The sequence below is a fragment of the Hydrogenophaga sp. genome, from assembly GCF_011390835.1.
GTDB lineage: Bacteria > Pseudomonadota > Gammaproteobacteria > Burkholderiales > Burkholderiaceae_C > Hydrogenophaga.
Genome location: NZ_JAABRQ010000016.1, coordinates 48,686 through 65,155, shown reverse-complemented (window position 1 = coordinate 65,155; position 16,470 = coordinate 48,686). Strand labels below are relative to the sequence as shown.

At 65.0% G+C, this 16,470-nt stretch carries 12 protein-coding genes; 8 read left to right on the top strand and 4 right to left on the bottom strand.

All coding sequences use genetic code 11. The features are described 5' to 3' along the window. The first annotated feature begins 73 nt into the window (after positions 1–73). The 3 genes from GPT34_RS11120 to GPT34_RS11110 all read left to right on the top strand — a co-directional run bounded on the left by GPT34_RS11120 (position 74) and on the right by GPT34_RS11110 (position 4,142). The gene (locus GPT34_RS11120; protein WP_291012234.1) at positions 74–1,870 is read left to right on the top strand and encodes a DUF1800 domain-containing protein; all 1,797 of its coding nucleotides are present in this window, start codon (positions 74–76) and stop codon (positions 1,868–1,870) included. Positions 1,871–1,883: 13 nt separating this feature from the next. Next, on the top strand, positions 1,884–3,338 hold the full coding sequence (locus GPT34_RS11115) for a DUF1501 domain-containing protein (protein WP_291012232.1): 1,455 nt from the start codon (positions 1,884–1,886) through the stop codon (positions 3,336–3,338). A gap of 186 nt (positions 3,339–3,524) precedes the next feature. Beyond that, a complete protein-coding gene (locus GPT34_RS11110) occupies positions 3,525–4,142 on the top strand; it encodes a glutathione S-transferase family protein (RefSeq protein WP_291012229.1) in 618 nt (205 codons plus the stop codon). Positions 4,143–4,148: 6 nt separating this feature from the next. Here the strand turns inward: GPT34_RS11110 and GPT34_RS11105 are convergent, their stop codons facing one another. Together GPT34_RS11105 and GPT34_RS11100 are read right to left on the bottom strand one after the other, a co-directional pair. Next, on the bottom strand, positions 4,149–4,595 hold the full coding sequence (locus tag GPT34_RS11105; RefSeq protein ID WP_291012226.1) for a hotdog domain-containing protein: 447 nt from the start codon (positions 4,593–4,595) through the stop codon (positions 4,149–4,151). A 92-nt stretch (positions 4,596–4,687) separates the two neighbouring features. Beyond that, positions 4,688–6,229: a CYTH and CHAD domain-containing protein gene (locus GPT34_RS11100; protein WP_291012224.1), complete on the bottom strand. Its 1,542-nt coding sequence runs from the start codon at positions 6,227–6,229 to the stop codon at positions 4,688–4,690. Between the two features lie 214 nt (positions 6,230–6,443). Between GPT34_RS11100 and GPT34_RS11095 the strand changes: the two genes are divergently transcribed. Continuing rightward, positions 6,444–6,995 carry a hypothetical protein gene (locus GPT34_RS11095; RefSeq protein ID WP_291012221.1) on the top strand — a complete coding sequence of 184 codons (552 nt, stop codon included), beginning with the start codon at positions 6,444–6,446 and terminating at the stop codon, positions 6,993–6,995. A gap of 9 nt (positions 6,996–7,004) precedes the next feature. On the opposite strand, the gene uvrA is transcribed toward GPT34_RS11095, so the two are convergent. Next, entirely contained in the window at positions 7,005–10,010 is a 3,006-nt protein-coding gene (gene uvrA / locus GPT34_RS11090) for an excinuclease ABC subunit UvrA (protein WP_291012321.1), read from the bottom strand. A 260-nt stretch (positions 10,011–10,270) separates the two neighbouring features. On the opposite strand from uvrA, the gene GPT34_RS11085 reads away from it, so the two are divergent. Beyond that, entirely contained in the window at positions 10,271–11,440 is a 1,170-nt protein-coding gene (locus GPT34_RS11085) for an MFS transporter (RefSeq protein WP_291012290.1), read from the top strand. Positions 11,441–11,455: 15 nt separating this feature from the next. Here the strand turns inward: GPT34_RS11085 and GPT34_RS11080 are convergent, their stop codons facing one another. Continuing rightward, positions 11,456–12,907, bottom strand: a complete 1,452-nt coding sequence (locus GPT34_RS11080) for a chloride channel protein (protein ID WP_291012218.1) — start codon at positions 12,905–12,907, stop codon at positions 11,456–11,458. Between the two features lie 123 nt (positions 12,908–13,030). On the opposite strand from GPT34_RS11080, the gene ssb reads away from it, so the two are divergent. The 3 genes from ssb (at position 13,031) to GPT34_RS11065 (ending at position 16,469) form a co-directional block, all read left to right on the top strand. Continuing rightward, the gene (gene ssb, locus GPT34_RS11075) at positions 13,031–13,525 is read left to right on the top strand and encodes a single-stranded DNA-binding protein (protein WP_291012216.1); all 495 of its coding nucleotides are present in this window, start codon (positions 13,031–13,033) and stop codon (positions 13,523–13,525) included. Positions 13,526–13,849: 324 nt separating this feature from the next. After that, positions 13,850–15,241, top strand: a complete 1,392-nt coding sequence (locus GPT34_RS11070; RefSeq protein ID WP_291012214.1) for a cytochrome c — start codon at positions 13,850–13,852, stop codon at positions 15,239–15,241. 4 nt (positions 15,242–15,245) lie between these two features. Beyond that, the gene (locus GPT34_RS11065; RefSeq protein WP_291012211.1) at positions 15,246–16,469 is read left to right on the top strand and encodes a hypothetical protein; all 1,224 of its coding nucleotides are present in this window, start codon (positions 15,246–15,248) and stop codon (positions 16,467–16,469) included. Position 16,470: the final 1 nt, after the last annotated feature.

Here is a 16,470-nt window from a genome sequence, read left to right as displayed (position 1 = left end):
ACAGCGTGAAACGGTCGCTCGCGAAAGCGATCGGACGTCCTACATTCGGCCTCTTCCAATCAGGAGAAGTGCGATGCGGGAATCCGAAATGCTTGATACGCCGGTCCAAGCGGCGCCCATGCCGACGGCAGTTGTCCCCTCGGCAGATGCCGATCGTGGCGGGGCCAGTGCCACGGCACTGGCGGCTGGTGCATCGGCTGCCGCCTTGCTGGCGGCCTGCGGTGGTGGAAGCGGAAGTGGCGGAGGCGAAGCGACCCCGCTGGTGATTGTCCCCTTGCCCAGCGAGCAAACGGCTTCGTTTCGCTTCGCACAAGCCAGCACGGATGAAGACGCCGCACGCTTCACGCAGCAAGCACAGTTCTCCTCGACCCGTGACGAGATCACCGCGGTGCGGAGCGACAGTTACGCGATGTGGCTGGCGCGGCAATACCAGACACCCCAGGGTCCTACGGGCTGGAACTGGCTGGAGTCGCAGGGTTACGGCGTCGTGGACAGCAACGAGTGGTATTTCAGCACCCGACCCGCGGGCTACATGCTGTGGAACCAGTTGCTCAGCGGCCCGGATCCCATGCGAAAACGCATGGCGCTGGCGCTGTCCGAATTTTTTGTGAGTTCGATGAGCTCGGCCGAGTTCACCTGGCGCAGCCATGCGTATGCGTCGTGGTGGGACATGCTGGTGCGCAATGCGTTCGGCAACTACCGTCAGTTGCTGGAAGACGTGACCCTGCACCCGGCCATGGGCTACTTCCTCAACACCAAGGGCAACCGCAAGGAAGACCCGCGCACCGGACGGGTGCCCGACGAAAACTACTCGCGCGAGGTGATGCAGCTGTTCACCATCGGCTTGGTGAATCTCAACATCGACGGCACCAGCCAGGGCACCGACAGCTACACCGGCGACGATGTGATGAACCTGGCGCGGGTCTTCACCGGCTACGATTTTGACCGCTCCGACGGTGTGCGCCTCAATCGGCCCAACGGCGGCACCATCGAGACCAAGGACTTTGCCCGCAAGCCCATGTCGCTCAAGGCCAGCGACCACTCTACGCTGGAAGCGCGCTTTCTGGGGGCAGTGGTGCCGGCCAACACGCCAGCCCCTGAGGCCTTGCGCATCGCGCTGGACACGCTGTTCAACCATCCCAATGTGGGCCCATTCTTTGCCCGGCAGATGATCCAGCGCCTGGTGACCAGCAACCCCAGCCCGGCCTATGTGGCTCGGGTGGCCAGGCGCTTCAACGACAACGGAGCCGGCATCCGGGGGGATTTGCAAGCGGTCTGGACCGCGATCTTGCTCGATGACGAGGCTCGCGGCCCAGCCAGCCTGAGCGCCCCTGCAGCTGGCAAGTTGCGTGAGCCCATGGTGCGCTTCATTCAGTGGGCGCGCACGTTCAACGCGCGTTCAGCGAACGGGCGCTGGCTTCTGGATGATCTCAGCGGGTCGATCGGGCAGAGTCCGTTGCGCTCGCCCTCGGTGTTCAATTTCTTCCGCCCGGGTTATGTGCCGCCTTCCACCTCGCTCGCCCAGGCGGGCGCCACGGCACCGGAGTTCCAGATCGTCAACGAAACCACGGTGGGGGCTTATCTGAACTTCATGCAGCGCACGATCGAGTTTGGCACGGGGACGTCCAACAACGTGACCGCGGACTATAGCCGCGAGCTGGCCCTAGTGGGTGACGCGACAGCGCTGGTGAACCATCTGTGCCTGACGCTCGCTGCGGGTCAGGTTTCAGCCGACAGCCGAACCATCATGGTGAATGCCCTCAATGCCAGGGCCATCACAGCCAACAGTTCGGCCACCGACAGAAACCGGCGCGTGTGGGCGGCCGTTCTCATGGTCATGGGTTGCCCAGAGTACCTGGTTCAGAAATAAGCGGAGCTCCATCATGCATTTCATCCAGCCTGACAAGCACAGCCGCCGCGCATTTCTGCGTCGCGCCGGTCAACTCGCCTTCACCGGCGCCGCCCTGCCCACCGCGCTCAACCTGGTGGCCATGGGCGAGGCCGCAGCTTTCAACGCCACCGACTACAAGGCGCTGGTCTGCGTCTTCCTGTTTGGTGGTAACGATTACGCCAACACGGTGGTCAATTACGACAGCGCCAGCTACGCTCAGTACAACACCATCCGTGGCGGTCGCGTCGACTTCAGCGGTGGTGGCATCGCGATCCCGCGCGCCGACATGGCTGCGACGCTGCTCAACCCGACCACGGCACTTCCCGGTGGCGTTCAATACGCGCTGCACCCAGCCATGTCCGGTCTGGCGGGCCTGTTCAACAGCGGCTCAGCTGCGGTGCAGCTCAATGTCGGTCCCCTGATCGAGCCGATGACGCGAACCCAATACAACAACGGCACCAGGCGGCGCCCGCCCAAGCTGTTTTCGCACAACGATCAACAATCGGTGTGGCAAAGCTCCCAGGCAGAGGGGGCGCGCACCGGTTGGGGCGGCCAGATGGGTGACCTTGCACTGTCGTCCAACGCCAACCCCTCCAACCCCGTCCTCAGTTGCATATCGGTGGCAGGCAACACGGTGTTTCTCTCGGGTGATCAGGCCTTGTCTTACCAGGTCGGTACCGGTGGTGCGGTCAAGATCAACAGCCTCAACAGCAACGTGTACAGCTCAGCGGAGGTGCGCGCCGCCATGACAACGCTCGCCTTGCAGGAGCGCAGCCAGTTGCTCGAGAAGGAGTACAACCTGATCACAGCACGCTCCTTTTCAACGGAAGGGGCGGTCACCAATGCCTTGGCCGCTTTCCCTGCGAGCGGCACCGAATTTGCCGGTTTCCCAGCCCAGAACCGCCTGGCCGATCAGCTCAAGCTGGTGGCTCGCATGATCGCCGCACGCGGCACGTTGGGCACCAAACGCCAGGTGTTCTTTGTCTCCATGGGCGGGTTCGACTTGCACGACAACCTGATCAACAACCAGGCCAATCTGATGGGCCAGTTGAGCGCTGGTCTCACCGCCTTTTATGAGTCCACAGTGGCCCTGGGTGTGGCCGACAAGGTCACGGCCTTTACCGCTTCTGACTTTGGGCGCACTTTGCAAAGCAACGGCGACGGTTCTGACCATGGCTGGGGCTCGCACCACCTGATGGTGGGTGGCGCGGTGCGCGGCAAGGCGTTTTACGGCAGCGCGCCGCCGGTGAGCGTGACCAACAGCAGCGACTCCAACGACCAATGGCACGTGGGCCAGGGGCGTTTGCTGCCGAGCACCTCGGTCGACCAGTACGCTGCCACCTTGGCTACCTGGTTTGGTGTGCAAGGCAACGAAATGTCCGCGATTGCACCGAACCTGGGCAATTTCGGCGGCGCTTACCCGACCAACCTCGACTTCATGCTCTGACGGCTGGCCGCCCGCCAGACCTCATGGATTCGCATCCGGGACTGGTCATGCGCGACAAGCGTGGGTGTGGTCGCTACCATGGGACGCTAGCCCCAGTCGAGGGCTCAGCCGCGAGGCTGTCCAGCGCGGTCCCAGCATGCACAACGCTTGGGCAACACTGGCTGGCGTTTGAAAGGCCCCCCAGAGATGAAGCTTTACCTGTCGCAGCGCGCACCCAACCCGCGCCGGGTGCAGATGTTTATTGCCGAAAAAGGCATGACCGGTATCGAGCCCGTGCTGGTGGACATCAATGCCCAGGAACACCGCAGCGCAGCGTTTCGCGAGCGCAACCCGCTGGCGCGCATTCCGGTGCTGGAACTGGATGACGGCCGCATGCTCAGCGAAACGCGCGCCATCTGCACCTACCTTGAGGGCCTGCAACCTGAGCCCAACCTCATGGGCGAGACCTCAGAGGAGCGTGCCTTCATCGAAATGGCCGACCGCCGCGTCGAGTGGTACTTGATGCTGCCCCTTGCCAATGCCATTCGCCATCAGCACCCGGGGCTGGCAGTGCTGGAGCAGCCGCAGTTCGCCGACTACGGTGCGTCGCAGCAGGCCAAGAGCCTGGAGACTGCCGCCTGGCTGGACCGCCTGCTGCAAGATCAGCCTTGGGTGGCTGGTGAGCGCTTCACCATTGCCGACATCACCGCTTTTTGTACGCTGGAGTTTGCGCGGCTGCTCAAGCTCAAGCCAGCGGATGCGGGCTGGCACGCTCTGCAGGCCTGGCGCGACCTTGTGGCGCAGCGCCCCAGCGCTGCGAGCTGACGCGCGCTATTCGAGCGGTGCGGCGGCGGTGTTCTCGAAGTGCGCCCGCGCCGAACTTGCCAGGGCCATCTCGCCGGGTGTTTCGGGCGACCAGGTGGTCACCGGAAGGGGGCGCCCGTCCTCGCCGAGTGCGATGTAGACCGCGAGGCATTCGGCCACCGGGTCCATGCGACCGCCAGCGACGTCACCGCTGCGCAACTCCACCGCGATGTTCATGTTGGTGTCACCCGTGAACGCCAGCCGGGCCTGCACTTCGACCAGGGCATGGGCCCGCACAGAGCGCCGAAAGCGCACGCTGCTGATGTAGACCAGCTGGCACGGCCGCTCCGCCCAGCGGGTGGCACAGGCATAGCCCGCTTCTCCGATCCACTGCAGCACCGTACCGCCGTGCACCCGCTCACCGTGCCCCAGGTGGTTGGGCTCGACCAAAAAACGCAAGGTGACCGATGACATGACAGCTTCCCTAGGGTGACCGGATAGCAGCCATTGTGGCTCCCCTTCCCCGACTTGGCAAAGGACTGTCGCAAAGGTGCGATGCGGCCCGCTCAGGCGCCTGGCGCGCGAGACCGAAGCAACGCACGCTCCAGTGACCGCAGGCGGTGCAGACGGGTCTTCAGGCGCGCGTCGATCACGGTCGACACCGTGGCCGCGGCGTCCAGCGGGCAGTCAGCCAGCAGCGCCTGTGCGGTGCTCAGGTCGTTGAGCTCACCCAGCAGCGACTGCGCTTTCACCAAGCGGGCGGTGTCGCGCTGAGAGCGCTCAGGCAGCAGGTCACCGAGGAGCTCTTGCGCGTAGCGCAGCTTCTTGAGCGCGATGCGCAGGGCGTGGCGGCCTTTTGGCCCCTTGCCCAAGGCCTTCCGGGTCTGAATCAGCAATTGGCGATGGTGGCCTTGCAGTCGGCGCAAGGCCCAGCGGGACAAGGGCTTTGAGTGGGGAGGGCGTGCCGCAGTGGGCAATGCCAGCACCGCCTGGCTGAAGGCGAGCAGGTCCAGTGCATGGGCGGGCTCGTGCAGGCAGGATCGAGCCCGCTGGTTGGCCTGCTGTCGTTGCGTTTGAATCCAGTCGTGCACCGGCTGCAGCGATGGGTTGTCTGCCATCGGTCCCAGCCAGCCGGCCCAGCCCTCGGTGGCCAACACATCCCAGTTGCGTACCTCGCCGAGCGCCCGGGCAGTCAGCTGCCAGCGAGCGTTCCAGTGGTTGAAAAACCGGGGTGGCAAGGCCGGCTTGAAAAGGCGCAAGCCGGTGCGAAGGCGGCGCAGCGCCACACGGGCCTGGTGCACAAACTCAGGGTCAACAGGCTGATCTGCCGCGCCTTCCAGCCAGGGCCCGACATTCGCCTGCCAATGCGCCAGACAGGCCAGTGCAGTGGTGCGGAAAGCCTCCACTGGCGGAAGCCGATCGGTGAGCTGCACCGGCCCTGCCTTCACCGGTTCCGGCTGCTGGCCCAGAAACAGGGCCAGTCCTCGTTCGGCCTTGCTGCGCGCACTCGGGTACAGCCACAGGCCGCGCTTCATCTCGCCCTGGGGTCCCAGAGCCAAGGTGTGAGCCAGATCCAGCAGCGCGTCTACCGGCCCGGATTTGAGCTCTAGCTCCAGCTCCAGCAGCTTCTGCTGCAGGCCATCGGTGGGCATGTCCGGGCCATGTCCGACAGCAATGTGCCCCCGGTCCAGCGCGACCTCGATGTGAGCGCCTGCATACTCCAGTTGCCAGCTCAAACGTAAGAAGTCGGTTCGAAAGAGAGGCGTCAGCTGCCGGGCCACGCCCGACAGTGTCTGGGCCAGGTGGGTATCGTCTACCAGCGTGACAAAGTCCATCTCACCCGGTCGGGTCGGGCCTTCCCATTCGCCGCGGCGCGACAGGCCGCCCTGGGTGCTGCCGGCGGTTTTCACCGTGAGCCAAGTGCGGCGCCCGATGCGGCGCTCGCGGACCGCGATGCGCTGACCCATCAGCGTGAGCTGGGGGGTGTCGAAATAGGTGTTGAACAGGCGCTGACGCTCCGGCGTCTGCTGGCGCAACAGCGGGTGGCTCAGCAGCCGACGGACGTCCTGCGGACGCAGGCTGAGCTTGAGTTCGGTTTCCTGTGACATGGTGGAGCGATGCGGGGCCTTGTCAAGAGTCTGTCGTCGAGTCCGTGAGCGGTCAACCATGCACGATACCCGCCGGAGTCTCGAGCCGCGGCAACGGCTGTGTGCTTACAAGCGGTAACGAGCGACGACGGGGCCGCGTGCACACTCAAGCTTCTTCTTTCAGGTGACAGCACGCCCTTTCGCCCTTTCTTCGCACCGATTTTCCGGATCATCCATGCCTTCTTCTTCATCCCGCGCCCGTTCTCCCGCCCTGCTCCTGGCCGCCTGCCTGGCGCTGGTGAGCCTGCCCAGCCTGGGGGAGAAGCCAGATTGGGTGGACGGTGGCAAGTCGGGCAAGCCGAACAAGCAACAGAAGTACGACCGCGACGACCATCGGGATCGAGACCGTTCGGAGCACCGCGAGGTGTCAGGCCGACAGGCCTCAAGCGGCCCGTCGGTCAATATCCAGATCGGTGGCTACTTTCAAGAGCCACAGCGGGTGCTGGTGCGCGACTACTATGTTCCGCGAATGAAGGCGGGCAAGTGCCCACCCGGGCTGAAGAAAAAGAACAATGGCTGTCAGCCGCCCGGTCAGGCCAAGGGATGGCGCCGCGGCGAGCCTTTGCCGGCCGCAGTCGTCTACTACCCGGTGCCGGCCGCGGTGCAGGTCCGTCTGGGCGTGCCACCGGTTGGGTACAAGTTCGTGCGCGTGGCGTCCGACATTCTGTTGATCGCCATCGGCACCAGCCTGGTGGTGGATGCGATCGAGGACCTCGGTCGGCTCTGAATCCCGGCCTCAGCGCTGCAGCAGGCGCGCCAGATACTGCCCGGTGTGGCTGGCCGGGTTCGTGGCCAGTGTTTCAGGTGTGCCGACGCCCACCACCGTGCCGCCGCCCGAGCCGCCTTCGGGCCCCATGTCGATCAGCCAGTCGGCGGTCTTGATCACGTCCAGGTTGTGCTCGATGACGACGATGGTGTTGCCGGCGTCGCGCAGCTGGTGCAGCACTTGGAGCAGCAGCTCGATGTCGGCGAAGTGCAGGCCGGTGGTGGGCTCGTCCAGGATGTACAGCGTGCGGCCGGTGTCGCGCTTGCTGAGCTCCAGCGCGAGTTTCACGCGCTGCGCTTCGCCGCCGGACAAGGTGGTCGCGCTCTGGCCAAGCTGGATGTATGTCAAACCCACATCCATCAGGGTTTGCAGCTTGCGGTGCAGCGTCGGCACGGCGCCGAAGAAGCCATGGGCTTGCTCCACCGTCATGTCCAGGATCTGAGCGATGTTCTTGCCTTTGTACTGAACGTCCAGAGTTTCGCGGTTGTAGCGTTGGCCCTGACAGACCTCGCAGGGCACGTAGACGTCAGGCAGAAAGTGCATCTCCACCTTGACCACGCCATCGCCCTGGCAGGCCTCACAGCGACCACCGGCGACGTTGAAAGAAAATCGTCCCGGCCCGTAGCCGCGTTCGCGCGCGGTGGGCACCTCGGCCATGAGTTCGCGGATGCCGGTGAACAGGCCGGTGTAGGTGGCGGGGTTGCTGCGCGGCGTGCGGCCAATGGGCGACTGGTCGACGTTGATGACTTTGTCGAAGTGCTCGATGCCTTCAATGGCTTCGTGCTCGGCGGGCTCGTCGTGCGAGCGGTACAGCGTGCGCGCCACGGCGGCGTACAGCGTGTCGTTCACCAGGGTCGATTTGCCCGAGCCCGAGACGCCGGTGACGCAGGTCAGCAGGCCGACTGGAAACGCCACGCTGACGTTTTGCAGGTTGTGGCCGCTGGCACCGACCACGCGAATCTCCTGCAGCTCGCCTAGCGTGGCGATGTGGGCGGCCTCGCGCGCTGCCCGTCGCTCAGCGGCCGGGCTGGGCGCGTGGCGCGCCTTGGTCGAGGGTGTGAAGGCCTTGGGCTGGACTGCGGGTAGCCAGGGCGTGCGCCGCGCAGGCAGCTGAATCGCACGCGCCCCGCTCAGGTACTGCCCGGTAAGAGAAGCCGCCGTGGCCATCACCTCGGCGCAGGTGCCCTGGGCCATCACATGGCCGCCGTGCACACCGGCGCCTGGTCCCATGTCGATCACGTGGTCGGCGTGGCGGATCATGTCTTCGTCGTGCTCGACCACCATAACCGTGTTGCCCAGGTCGCGCAGGTGTTGCAGCGTGGCGATCAGGCGATCGTTGTCGCGCTGGTGCAGGCCGATGCTGGGCTCGTCCAGCACGTACATCACACCCGTCAGGCCGCTGCCGATCTGGCTCGCCAGGCGGATGCGCTGGGCCTCACCACCGGAGAGCGTGTCGGCGCTGCGGTCCAGGCTCAGGTAGTTCAGACCCACGTCGTTGAGAAACTTCAGTCGCTGGCGGATTTCGTTGATCACCCGCGCGGCGATGTCGCCCTTGGCGCCCGGCAGTTGCAGCGTCTGGAAATAGGCCAGCGATTCACCCAGGGTGACGTGACTGACCTTGTAGATGGGGCGGCGTTGCACGCCTTCGCCCACGAAGACATGGCGTGCGTCTCTGCGCAGTCGAGTGCCATGGCATTCGGGGCATGGTTGGGTGGCGCGGTAGCGCGCCAGTTCTTCGCGCACATGGGCGCTGTCGGTTTCTCGATAGCGGCGCTCGAAGTTGCGGATGATGCCTTCAAACGGGTGCTTCTTGGTGATCTTCTTGCCCGCGCGCTCACCCGATTCCAGGGCGTAGCTGAACTTGATCTCGTCTTCGCCCGAGCCGTAGAGAAGCGCCTGCTGCACCGCGTCGGGCAGTGACTCCCAGGGCGCTTCGGCGTCGAACTGGTAGTGAGCGGCCAGGCTCTCGATCATGGCGAAGTAATAGCCGTTGCGCCGGTCCCAGCCCTTGATGGCGCCACTGGCCAGGCTGAGCGTGGGGAAGGCGACCACGCGCGCCGCGTCGAATACCTCGGTGTGGCCCAGGCCATCGCAGCTCGGGCAGGCGCCCATGGGCGAGTTGAATGAAAACAGCCGTGGCTCCAGCTCGCCCACGCTGTGGCTGCACACGGGGCAAGCGAACTTGGCGGAGAAACCTTGTTCGGCGCCGGTGTCCATGTCGACCGCCAGGGCGCGGCCCTCGGCCAGGCGCAGGGCGGCTTCGAAACTTTCAGCGAGCCTTTGACGCAAGGGATTCGCCTTGTCTTCTTCAGTCTCCTCGTGACCACGCACCTTGATGCGGTCGACCACCACGTCGATGTTGTGCTTCTCGGTCTTCTTCAGCGCCGGCAGATCCTCGGCCTCCACCACCTGACCATTGAGCCGAAAACGCACGTAGCCTTGCGCCTGCATGTCGGCGAACAGGTCGTGGAACTCGCCCTTCTTTTCGCGCGCCACGGGCGCCACGATCAGCAGCTTGGTACCTTCGGGCATGGCCAGCACCGTGTCCACCATTTGTGCCACGCTCTGCGAGGCCAGCGGCAGATCGTGCTCCGGGCAGTACGGCGTGCCGGCGCGGGCGTAGAGCAAGCGCAGGTAGTCGTGGATCTCGGTCACGGTACCCACGGTGGACCGTGGGTTGTGGCTGGTGGCTTTTTGTTCGATGGCGATCGCGGGCGACAGGCCTTCGATCAGGTCCACGTCGGGCTTGTCCATGAGCTGCAGGAACTGGCGTGCGTAGGCGGACAGGCTCTCCACGTAGCGGCGCTGGCCTTCGGCGTACAGCGTGTCGAATGCCAGGCTGGACTTGCCCGAACCCGACAGGCCGGTGATCACCACCAGCGCGTGCTTGGGAATATCGAGGTCGATGTTCTTGAGGTTGTGGGTACGGGCGCCGCGCACCGAGAGGGTGGCTGCACCGCGCAACCGTGCCTCCAGGGCGTGGTCCCGGCGCTGTCCGGCGTCATCGGGGTCAACAGAGAGAGCGTGAGCTGGCAGGGGGGTGTTCAAGGCGCGAAGCCGGTGCAACCGGCGAAAGAAAGGCAACCGATCATGATAAGCCGATCAGGCTGGCGCTGCAGGCTCGGCTCCGCGGTGCCGCGCGGGGTTCGCGCACAATACTGGCTTTGCCCCCTGTCGACGTGTCCGCCCTCAACCCAGCTCCTTCTGCACGCGCTGCAGACACCACCGGCTCGCGCATGACGGCTGGCGAGCGGCGCGCCAGCGCGTCGCTGGCGTCGATCTACGCACTGCGCATGCTGGGCCTGTTTCTGGTGCTGCCGGTGTTTGTGCTCGAGGCCCACCGCTACCCCGGCGGTGACGACCCCGCGCTGGTGGGACTGGCCATGGGCATCTACGGCCTCACCCAGGCGCTGCTGCAAATGCCCATGGGCATCGCGTCTGACCGCTTCGGCCGCAAGCCGGTGATCCTGGCCGGGCTGGTGGTGTTTGTGCTGGGCAGCTTCATCGCCGCCTGGGCACCCAATCTGGTGTGGCTGGTCGTGGGCCGGGCCTTGCAGGGTGCTGGCGCCATCTCGGCCGCAGTCACAGCGTTGCTGGCCGACCTCACGCGCGACCAGGTGCGCACCAAATCGATGGCCTTGATCGGCATCAGCATCGCGCTGATGTTTGCGCTCTCGCTGGTGATGGCGCCCGCCCTGGTGCCCCACATCGGACTGGCGGGCCTGTTTGCCCTCACGGGTGTGCTGGCGCTGGTGGGCATGGCGGTGGTGGCCTGGGTGGTGCCGCCCGAGCCAGCCCAGCACCAGGCGGTCGAGCGCGGCGGCTTGCGCGAGGTGCTGCGGGACGCGGAACTGCTGCGCGTCGACCTGGGCGTGTTTGTGCTGCACGCGGTGCAGATCGCGATGTGGATGTCGGTGCCCGCGCTGCTGCGGGAAGCGGGCGTGGCGACCGCCGAGCAATGGCACGTCTACCTGCCCGCCGTGCTGGGTTCGCTGCTGGTCATGGGGGGGCTGTTGTTCCGCCTGGAGCGTCAGGGACACTTCCGCGCGGTCTACCTCGGCGCCATTGCGCTGATCGCGCTGGTGCAAATCGCGTTCCTGTTCAGCTTGCAGGCCCCGTCGGCCTGGAGCCTCGGCCTTTTGCTGAGTCTGTATTTCCTCGGCTTCAACACCCAGGAAGCGAGCCAGCCAAGCCTGGTGTCGCGACTGGCCAAGCCGCACCAGCGCGGCGCTGCACTTGGTATCTACAACACGCTGATGTCGCTGGGCATCTTCGCTGGCGGCACCCTAGGCGGCCTCGTGCTCAAGAGCTGGGGCAGCAGTGGCATCTTTGGGGTCAGCGCCGCGCTGATGTTGCTGTGGCTGCTGCTGGCTTGGCCCATGAAGGCCTCGGGCAAGACCTCCTGATTTTTGCGCCCGGGTTCAGCGCGGCGAGTCCGGCGCTGAGGGTGTTTCAGGTGCCGAGGGCGTCGTGGGATCTAAAGCAGCCTGGCGTGGCTCGGCCTCGGGAGTGGCTTCGGGTGCGGTCTCCACCCGCTGCGCGGGCTCGCCGGTCTTGATGGCGGCCTGAATCATCAGCGAGGAGAGGGTGTGATACAGCGGGCGGCTGATCAGACGCGCAATCAGGCTGGCGAGCATGGCGGACGCCATCAGGCTGAGCACCATGGCTCGGCCATCGATCATTTCCATCACGATGATGAAAGACGTCAGCGGTGCCTGGGTGGTGGCGGCCAGAAAGCCCGCCATGCCCAGCGCAATCAAGATGGGCGCCAGCGCGCGAGCCTCTGGGCCGAGAAAGATTTGCGCCACATCGTTGCCCACCCCGGCACCGATGGACAGTGAGGGCGCAAAAATGCCGCCAGGCACGCCAGCCCAGGCGGTCAGCCAGGTGGCCACCAGCTTGAGCAGCATGTACAGCTTGGTGACGTCGCTCTCGCCCGCCAGCATGAGACGCACTTCCTCGGCGCCAGCGCCAAAGGTGGCGCCACCGGTGACCAGGCCAATCACCGCAATGACCAAGCCACAGGCCGCCGCAAAGCGCACGGGCTTGGCGCGCCGCAGCGCGCTCACCCGGTCGGGCAGACCTTCGATGGACGCCACCAGCAGGCGCGAAAACAAGCCGCCCATCACGCCGCACAACAGCACCACAACCACACCAGGCAAAAACACGCCCCAGCTCAGCCCCGGCACCGTGATGGAGCCGAAGTAGGTCAGGTTGCCGAAGAAGGAAATGCTGACCAGACCCGCCAGCACGATGGCCGAGATGATGACGCCGTTGGTGCGCGAATCCATGCGTTTGGAGAGCTCCTCGATGGCGAACACGACTCCGGCCAGCGGGGCATTGAACGCGGCGGCGATGCCGGCTGCGCCGCCGGCCACCAGCAGCGCCTGGTCGTTCATCGCCGAGCCGGGCCGCAGCCAGCGTCGGGCGTCATGCAGTACGCCGGCAGCGACCTGCACCGAAGGACCTTCTCTCCCGGCCGACAGCCCGGCCAGCAGGCCGGCTGCGCCCAGCACCATCTTGGCCAGCGTCAGGCGCAGCGAGACAAAATGGCGCCGGGCTTTGGGATCCACCTTCGGATCCAGTGCCGCGATCACCTGCGGAATGCCCGATCCCGAGGCACCCGGGAAATAGCGCCGGGTGCACCAGACGATCCCGGCCGTGAGCGCCGGCGTCCAGATCAGCACCACCCAGGGCGCGGTGGCGTGCAGGTGTTTGAACCACTCGAAAGCGGTTTCGCTCATGTAGGTGAATGCCACCACGAACAAGCCTGCCAGCACTGCGTAGCCGAGTACGATGCTGCGGTCCAGCCACGCCCGACCGTCGGACAGTTCATCCTGCAGGTTCTGGAAAAAATCGGGTTCGCGATTCATAAGGCAGAGATCCATTGTGGCATCCCGCGCCCTTGACCTCCGGCCGCAGGCATGCGGCACAATGCCATGTCAGGCGCTCGCGGCGCCGCTGCCTTCCATTCAGTCCCTCCAAGGAACCCCCCCATGGCCTCCGTCAACAAAGTCATCCTCGTCGGCAACTGCGGCCGCGATCCCGAAATCCGCTACCTGCCCTCGGGCCAGGCGGTGGCCAATGTCAGCGTGGCCACCTCGAGCCGCCGCAAGGACAAGAACAGCGGCGAAATGATCGAAGATACGCAGTGGCACCGCGTCACCTTTTACGACCGCCTGGCCGAGATCGCCGGCGAGTACGTGAAGAAGGGCCGTCCGATCTATGTGGAAGGCCGATTGAAATACGGTACCTATGTGGACAAGACCACCGGCGTGGAAAAGAACACCGTGGACATCATCGCTACCGAAATGCAGCTGCTCGGTGGCCGTGAAGGCACGGGCGGCGGCGAAGAGGGTGGCGGTGGCGGCTACTCGCGGCCCGCTGCGGCCCCCCGCGCTGCAGCCCCAACGCCGCGCCAGGCCCCGGCCCCCGCGCCGGCCCGCCAGTCCAGCGGTTTCGACGATATGGACGACGACATTCCGTTCTAAATAGCACCTTGCCCTCATGCTGGCCGCAGTCGTCTTCCCTGGACGCGGCTACTGACCCGCCCGGCCTCGGCCCGGCGGGTCTTTTGTTGTGGTGCGATGCACTGAGCCAGCAGCCCCATCTTGACCTGCCATTTTTGGCAGACATGTCTGCCAATCCGACGGATTCGGCGCGAGCGAAATAGGCTGCTCTGCGGTGATTCGTACGCAAGTATTTGATTTTTAAACACTTTTTCTCCGCCTGAGCGCTGGCACGCTTCTTGTGATTTCCTCCTGACATGCTGGTGGGCATTCCCCCGCAGCAGTTTCGTTGAGGAAGACAAGTTCATGGACATGCTCGGTCTGTATCCCACCTGGTTTGAGCCAGGCGTGGGTAGTGGCTGGATCGTCGGTTTCATCGCCACGATCCACGTGCTGTTTTCGCACACCTCGGTTGGCGCGGCGATTTTCTTTGCCTGGCTGACCAACCACGCGCATCGCCACAACAAGCCCGAGTTGCTTGAATTCATCAAGCGCTACGGGCTGTTCCTGCTGGTGTTCAGCTACGTGCTGGGCTCCATCACCGGCCCGGGCATCTGGTACTCCACCACGGTGGCCAGCCCGCGCGGCATTTCGGCGCTGATCCACAGCTTCGTCTGGATGTGGGCCACCGAATGGGTGTTTTTCGTGATCGAGGTGGTCGGCGTCTACATGCTGATCTACCTGGTCGGCAAGGTGGATGTGAAAACCCACACCCGCATCTCGCTGATCTTCGGCCTGACCTCATACACGACCATGCTGGTCATTGTGGGCATTCTCAGCTTCATGATGTGGCCGGGCAAAGCGGCATGGAGCGAGACCGGCGGTGTGCTCAACGCCTTTTACGGCCCCAACACCTTCGCCCAGCTGGGCATGCGGACCGCGTTCATGTTTACCATGACGGCGGTGGTGGGCGGCATCGTGGCCGGCCAGTTCAAGGACGCCGCGCTGAAGAAAAGCATCGCGACCAAGTTGGCCTGGCTGGGTATCGTCGCTACGCTGGCCGGGGCAGGCATGCTGCAGTGGTACCTCGCCACGCTGCCCGAGACGGCCGACGTGGTGCTGCAGAACCGCTTGCCAGCGCACTTCCCCATGGCGCTGCTGAGCGTGGTGGCGGGCACGCTGGCCTATTTCATCCTGACGCTGGTGCAGCCACGTGCGCTGGTGTCCAGCCTGGCGGCGGTCATGACGGTGGCGGTGCTGGTTTTTGGTCTCTGGCCCGAAGAGGTGGCACGCGAATCCATCCGCAAGCCCTGGGTGGCTGGCCAGTATGTGTATTCCAATCAGGTGATCGGTCGCGACGTACCGGGCATGGGCGTGAAGTCCGAGATTCCGACCATTGAGGCGCACGGTTTCATGAAGACGCTGGTGTTCGTGCCCGAGGCGCTGCGCGCCATAGACGACGGCAACCGCGTTGAAGCTGGTCGGCTGCTGGCGCTCAACACTTGCTCCAACTGTCATTCGCTGAGCAGCACCGGCATCCGCCCGCTGCGCAACTACTTCACCGGCACCCACACCGAGGCCGAGGTGGCCGAGTACCTGCAGGCGGCGCTGTCGGGTGGCAACACCCTGTACATGCCGCAAATCCCCTTCAACGATGACGAGGCCCGCGCGCTCGCGAGCTTCATCGTCACGCTGTCGCCCACCCCGACGGTGAGCACGGTCCAGGCGCCCGCCGTCACGACCGCGGCCAAGGAGTAAGACCATGACCCCCGAAATGCTCTATGCGCTGCGCGATCAGGCCGGTGTACCGTCCCATCCGCTGGTGTTCCTGGTGCTGGGTGTTCTCACCTTCGCGCTGCACATGGCGGCGGTGCACGTGATGCTGGGTGCTGCCTCGCTCACGCTGCGCGGCGCCTTCAGCGCCAGCACCCATTGGCGCCGCCTGGCCGCCGCCATGCTGATCACCGCCAAGATCGCGGTGTCGGTGGCCATCGTGATCGGTGTGGCGCCACTGCTGTTCGTGCAGGTGGTCTACGACCCGTTCTGGTACACGTCCAACGTGCTCTCGGCCTGGTGGGTGATCGGCTTCATCGCCTTGTTGATCGCCGGCTACATCGCGATGTACATCTTCTACTGGAAAAACCACGACATCGTGGCCGATGGCGGGCGCGGTGGCATCTGGATGCTGCTGTCGCTGGCCCTGCTTCTGGCCGTGGGCTTCATCGTGCACAGCCTGACCAACCAGATGCTGTTCCCCGAGCAGTGGATGGCATGGTATGCCCCCAAAGGTGTGGTCAACCCCAATGGCCATTCGCTGCACTACTGGAACCTGCCGCGCTTTCTGTTCTTCATTGCCTTGTCGGCCCCGGTCACGGGCGCTTGGTTGTACGGCTACCGCCGCTACTTGCAAGGTGCCAACGAAGCCGATTCGGCCTACCTGGGCTGGGTGCGCAGCCTGGCCCAGCGGCTGATGCTGGTCGGTGGCGTGGTCTCGGTGCTGATCGGTGCGGTCTGGATGCTGACCCTGCCCGAGAAGATGGCCTGGTTCGCGACCTCGGTCTGGATGCTGGTGGCGCTCGTGGCCCTGCTTGCCGTGGTGGCCTTGCCGCTGGTGCTGCGGGACCGCATCGACAGCGGCGTCTGGGGGTACGGCATCTTCGGTGCCGGCGCAGTGGGCTTGATCGTCGTAGGCGCTGCGCGCGAGATGCTGCGCTTTGTGACCCTGCTGGGCAGCCACGGCTATGACGCCATGGACTACCGAATCAACATGGACTGGTACAGCACTTCGCTGTTTTTCGTCACCTTCGGCGTCGTCGGCGGCGTCACGCTGGCCTACCTGCTCACCGTTGCGTGGCAGGCCGGCCAGAGCAAGGGCCTGTACACCCCCAGCCCCGCCGTGACCCGCATCGGGCAGTGGTCGGTCGGCCTGCTGGTGGCCTGGACCGTGCTGTATTTCGCCGTTGGCTTTTACGTCTGGGCCCGCTGAT

Bases quoted from the DNA above. Each gene is read 5' to 3' on its own strand.
- GPT34_RS11120 (WP_291012234.1), top strand. From the start codon at position 74: ATGCGGGAATCCGAAATGCTTGATACGCCGGTCCAAGCGGCGCCCATG.
- GPT34_RS11115 (WP_291012232.1), top strand. From the start codon at position 1,884: ATGCATTTCATCCAGCCTGACAAGCACAGCCGCCGCGCATTTCTGCGT.
- GPT34_RS11110 (WP_291012229.1), top strand. From the start codon at position 3,525: ATGAAGCTTTACCTGTCGCAGCGCGCACCCAACCCGCGCCGGGTGCAG.
- GPT34_RS11105 (WP_291012226.1), bottom strand. From the start codon at position 4,595: ATGTCATCGGTCACCTTGCGTTTTTTGGTCGAGCCCAACCACCTGGGG.
- GPT34_RS11100 (WP_291012224.1), bottom strand. From the start codon at position 6,229: ATGTCACAGGAAACCGAACTCAAGCTCAGCCTGCGTCCGCAGGACGTC.
- GPT34_RS11095 (WP_291012221.1), top strand. From the start codon at position 6,444: ATGCCTTCTTCTTCATCCCGCGCCCGTTCTCCCGCCCTGCTCCTGGCC.
- GPT34_RS11085 (WP_291012290.1), top strand. From the start codon at position 10,271: ATGACGGCTGGCGAGCGGCGCGCCAGCGCGTCGCTGGCGTCGATCTAC.
- GPT34_RS11080 (WP_291012218.1), bottom strand. From the start codon at position 12,907: ATGAATCGCGAACCCGATTTTTTCCAGAACCTGCAGGATGAACTGTCC.
- ssb (WP_291012216.1), top strand. From the start codon at position 13,031: ATGGCCTCCGTCAACAAAGTCATCCTCGTCGGCAACTGCGGCCGCGAT.
- GPT34_RS11070 (WP_291012214.1), top strand. From the start codon at position 13,850: ATGGACATGCTCGGTCTGTATCCCACCTGGTTTGAGCCAGGCGTGGGT.
- GPT34_RS11065 (WP_291012211.1), top strand. From the start codon at position 15,246: ATGACCCCCGAAATGCTCTATGCGCTGCGCGATCAGGCCGGTGTACCG.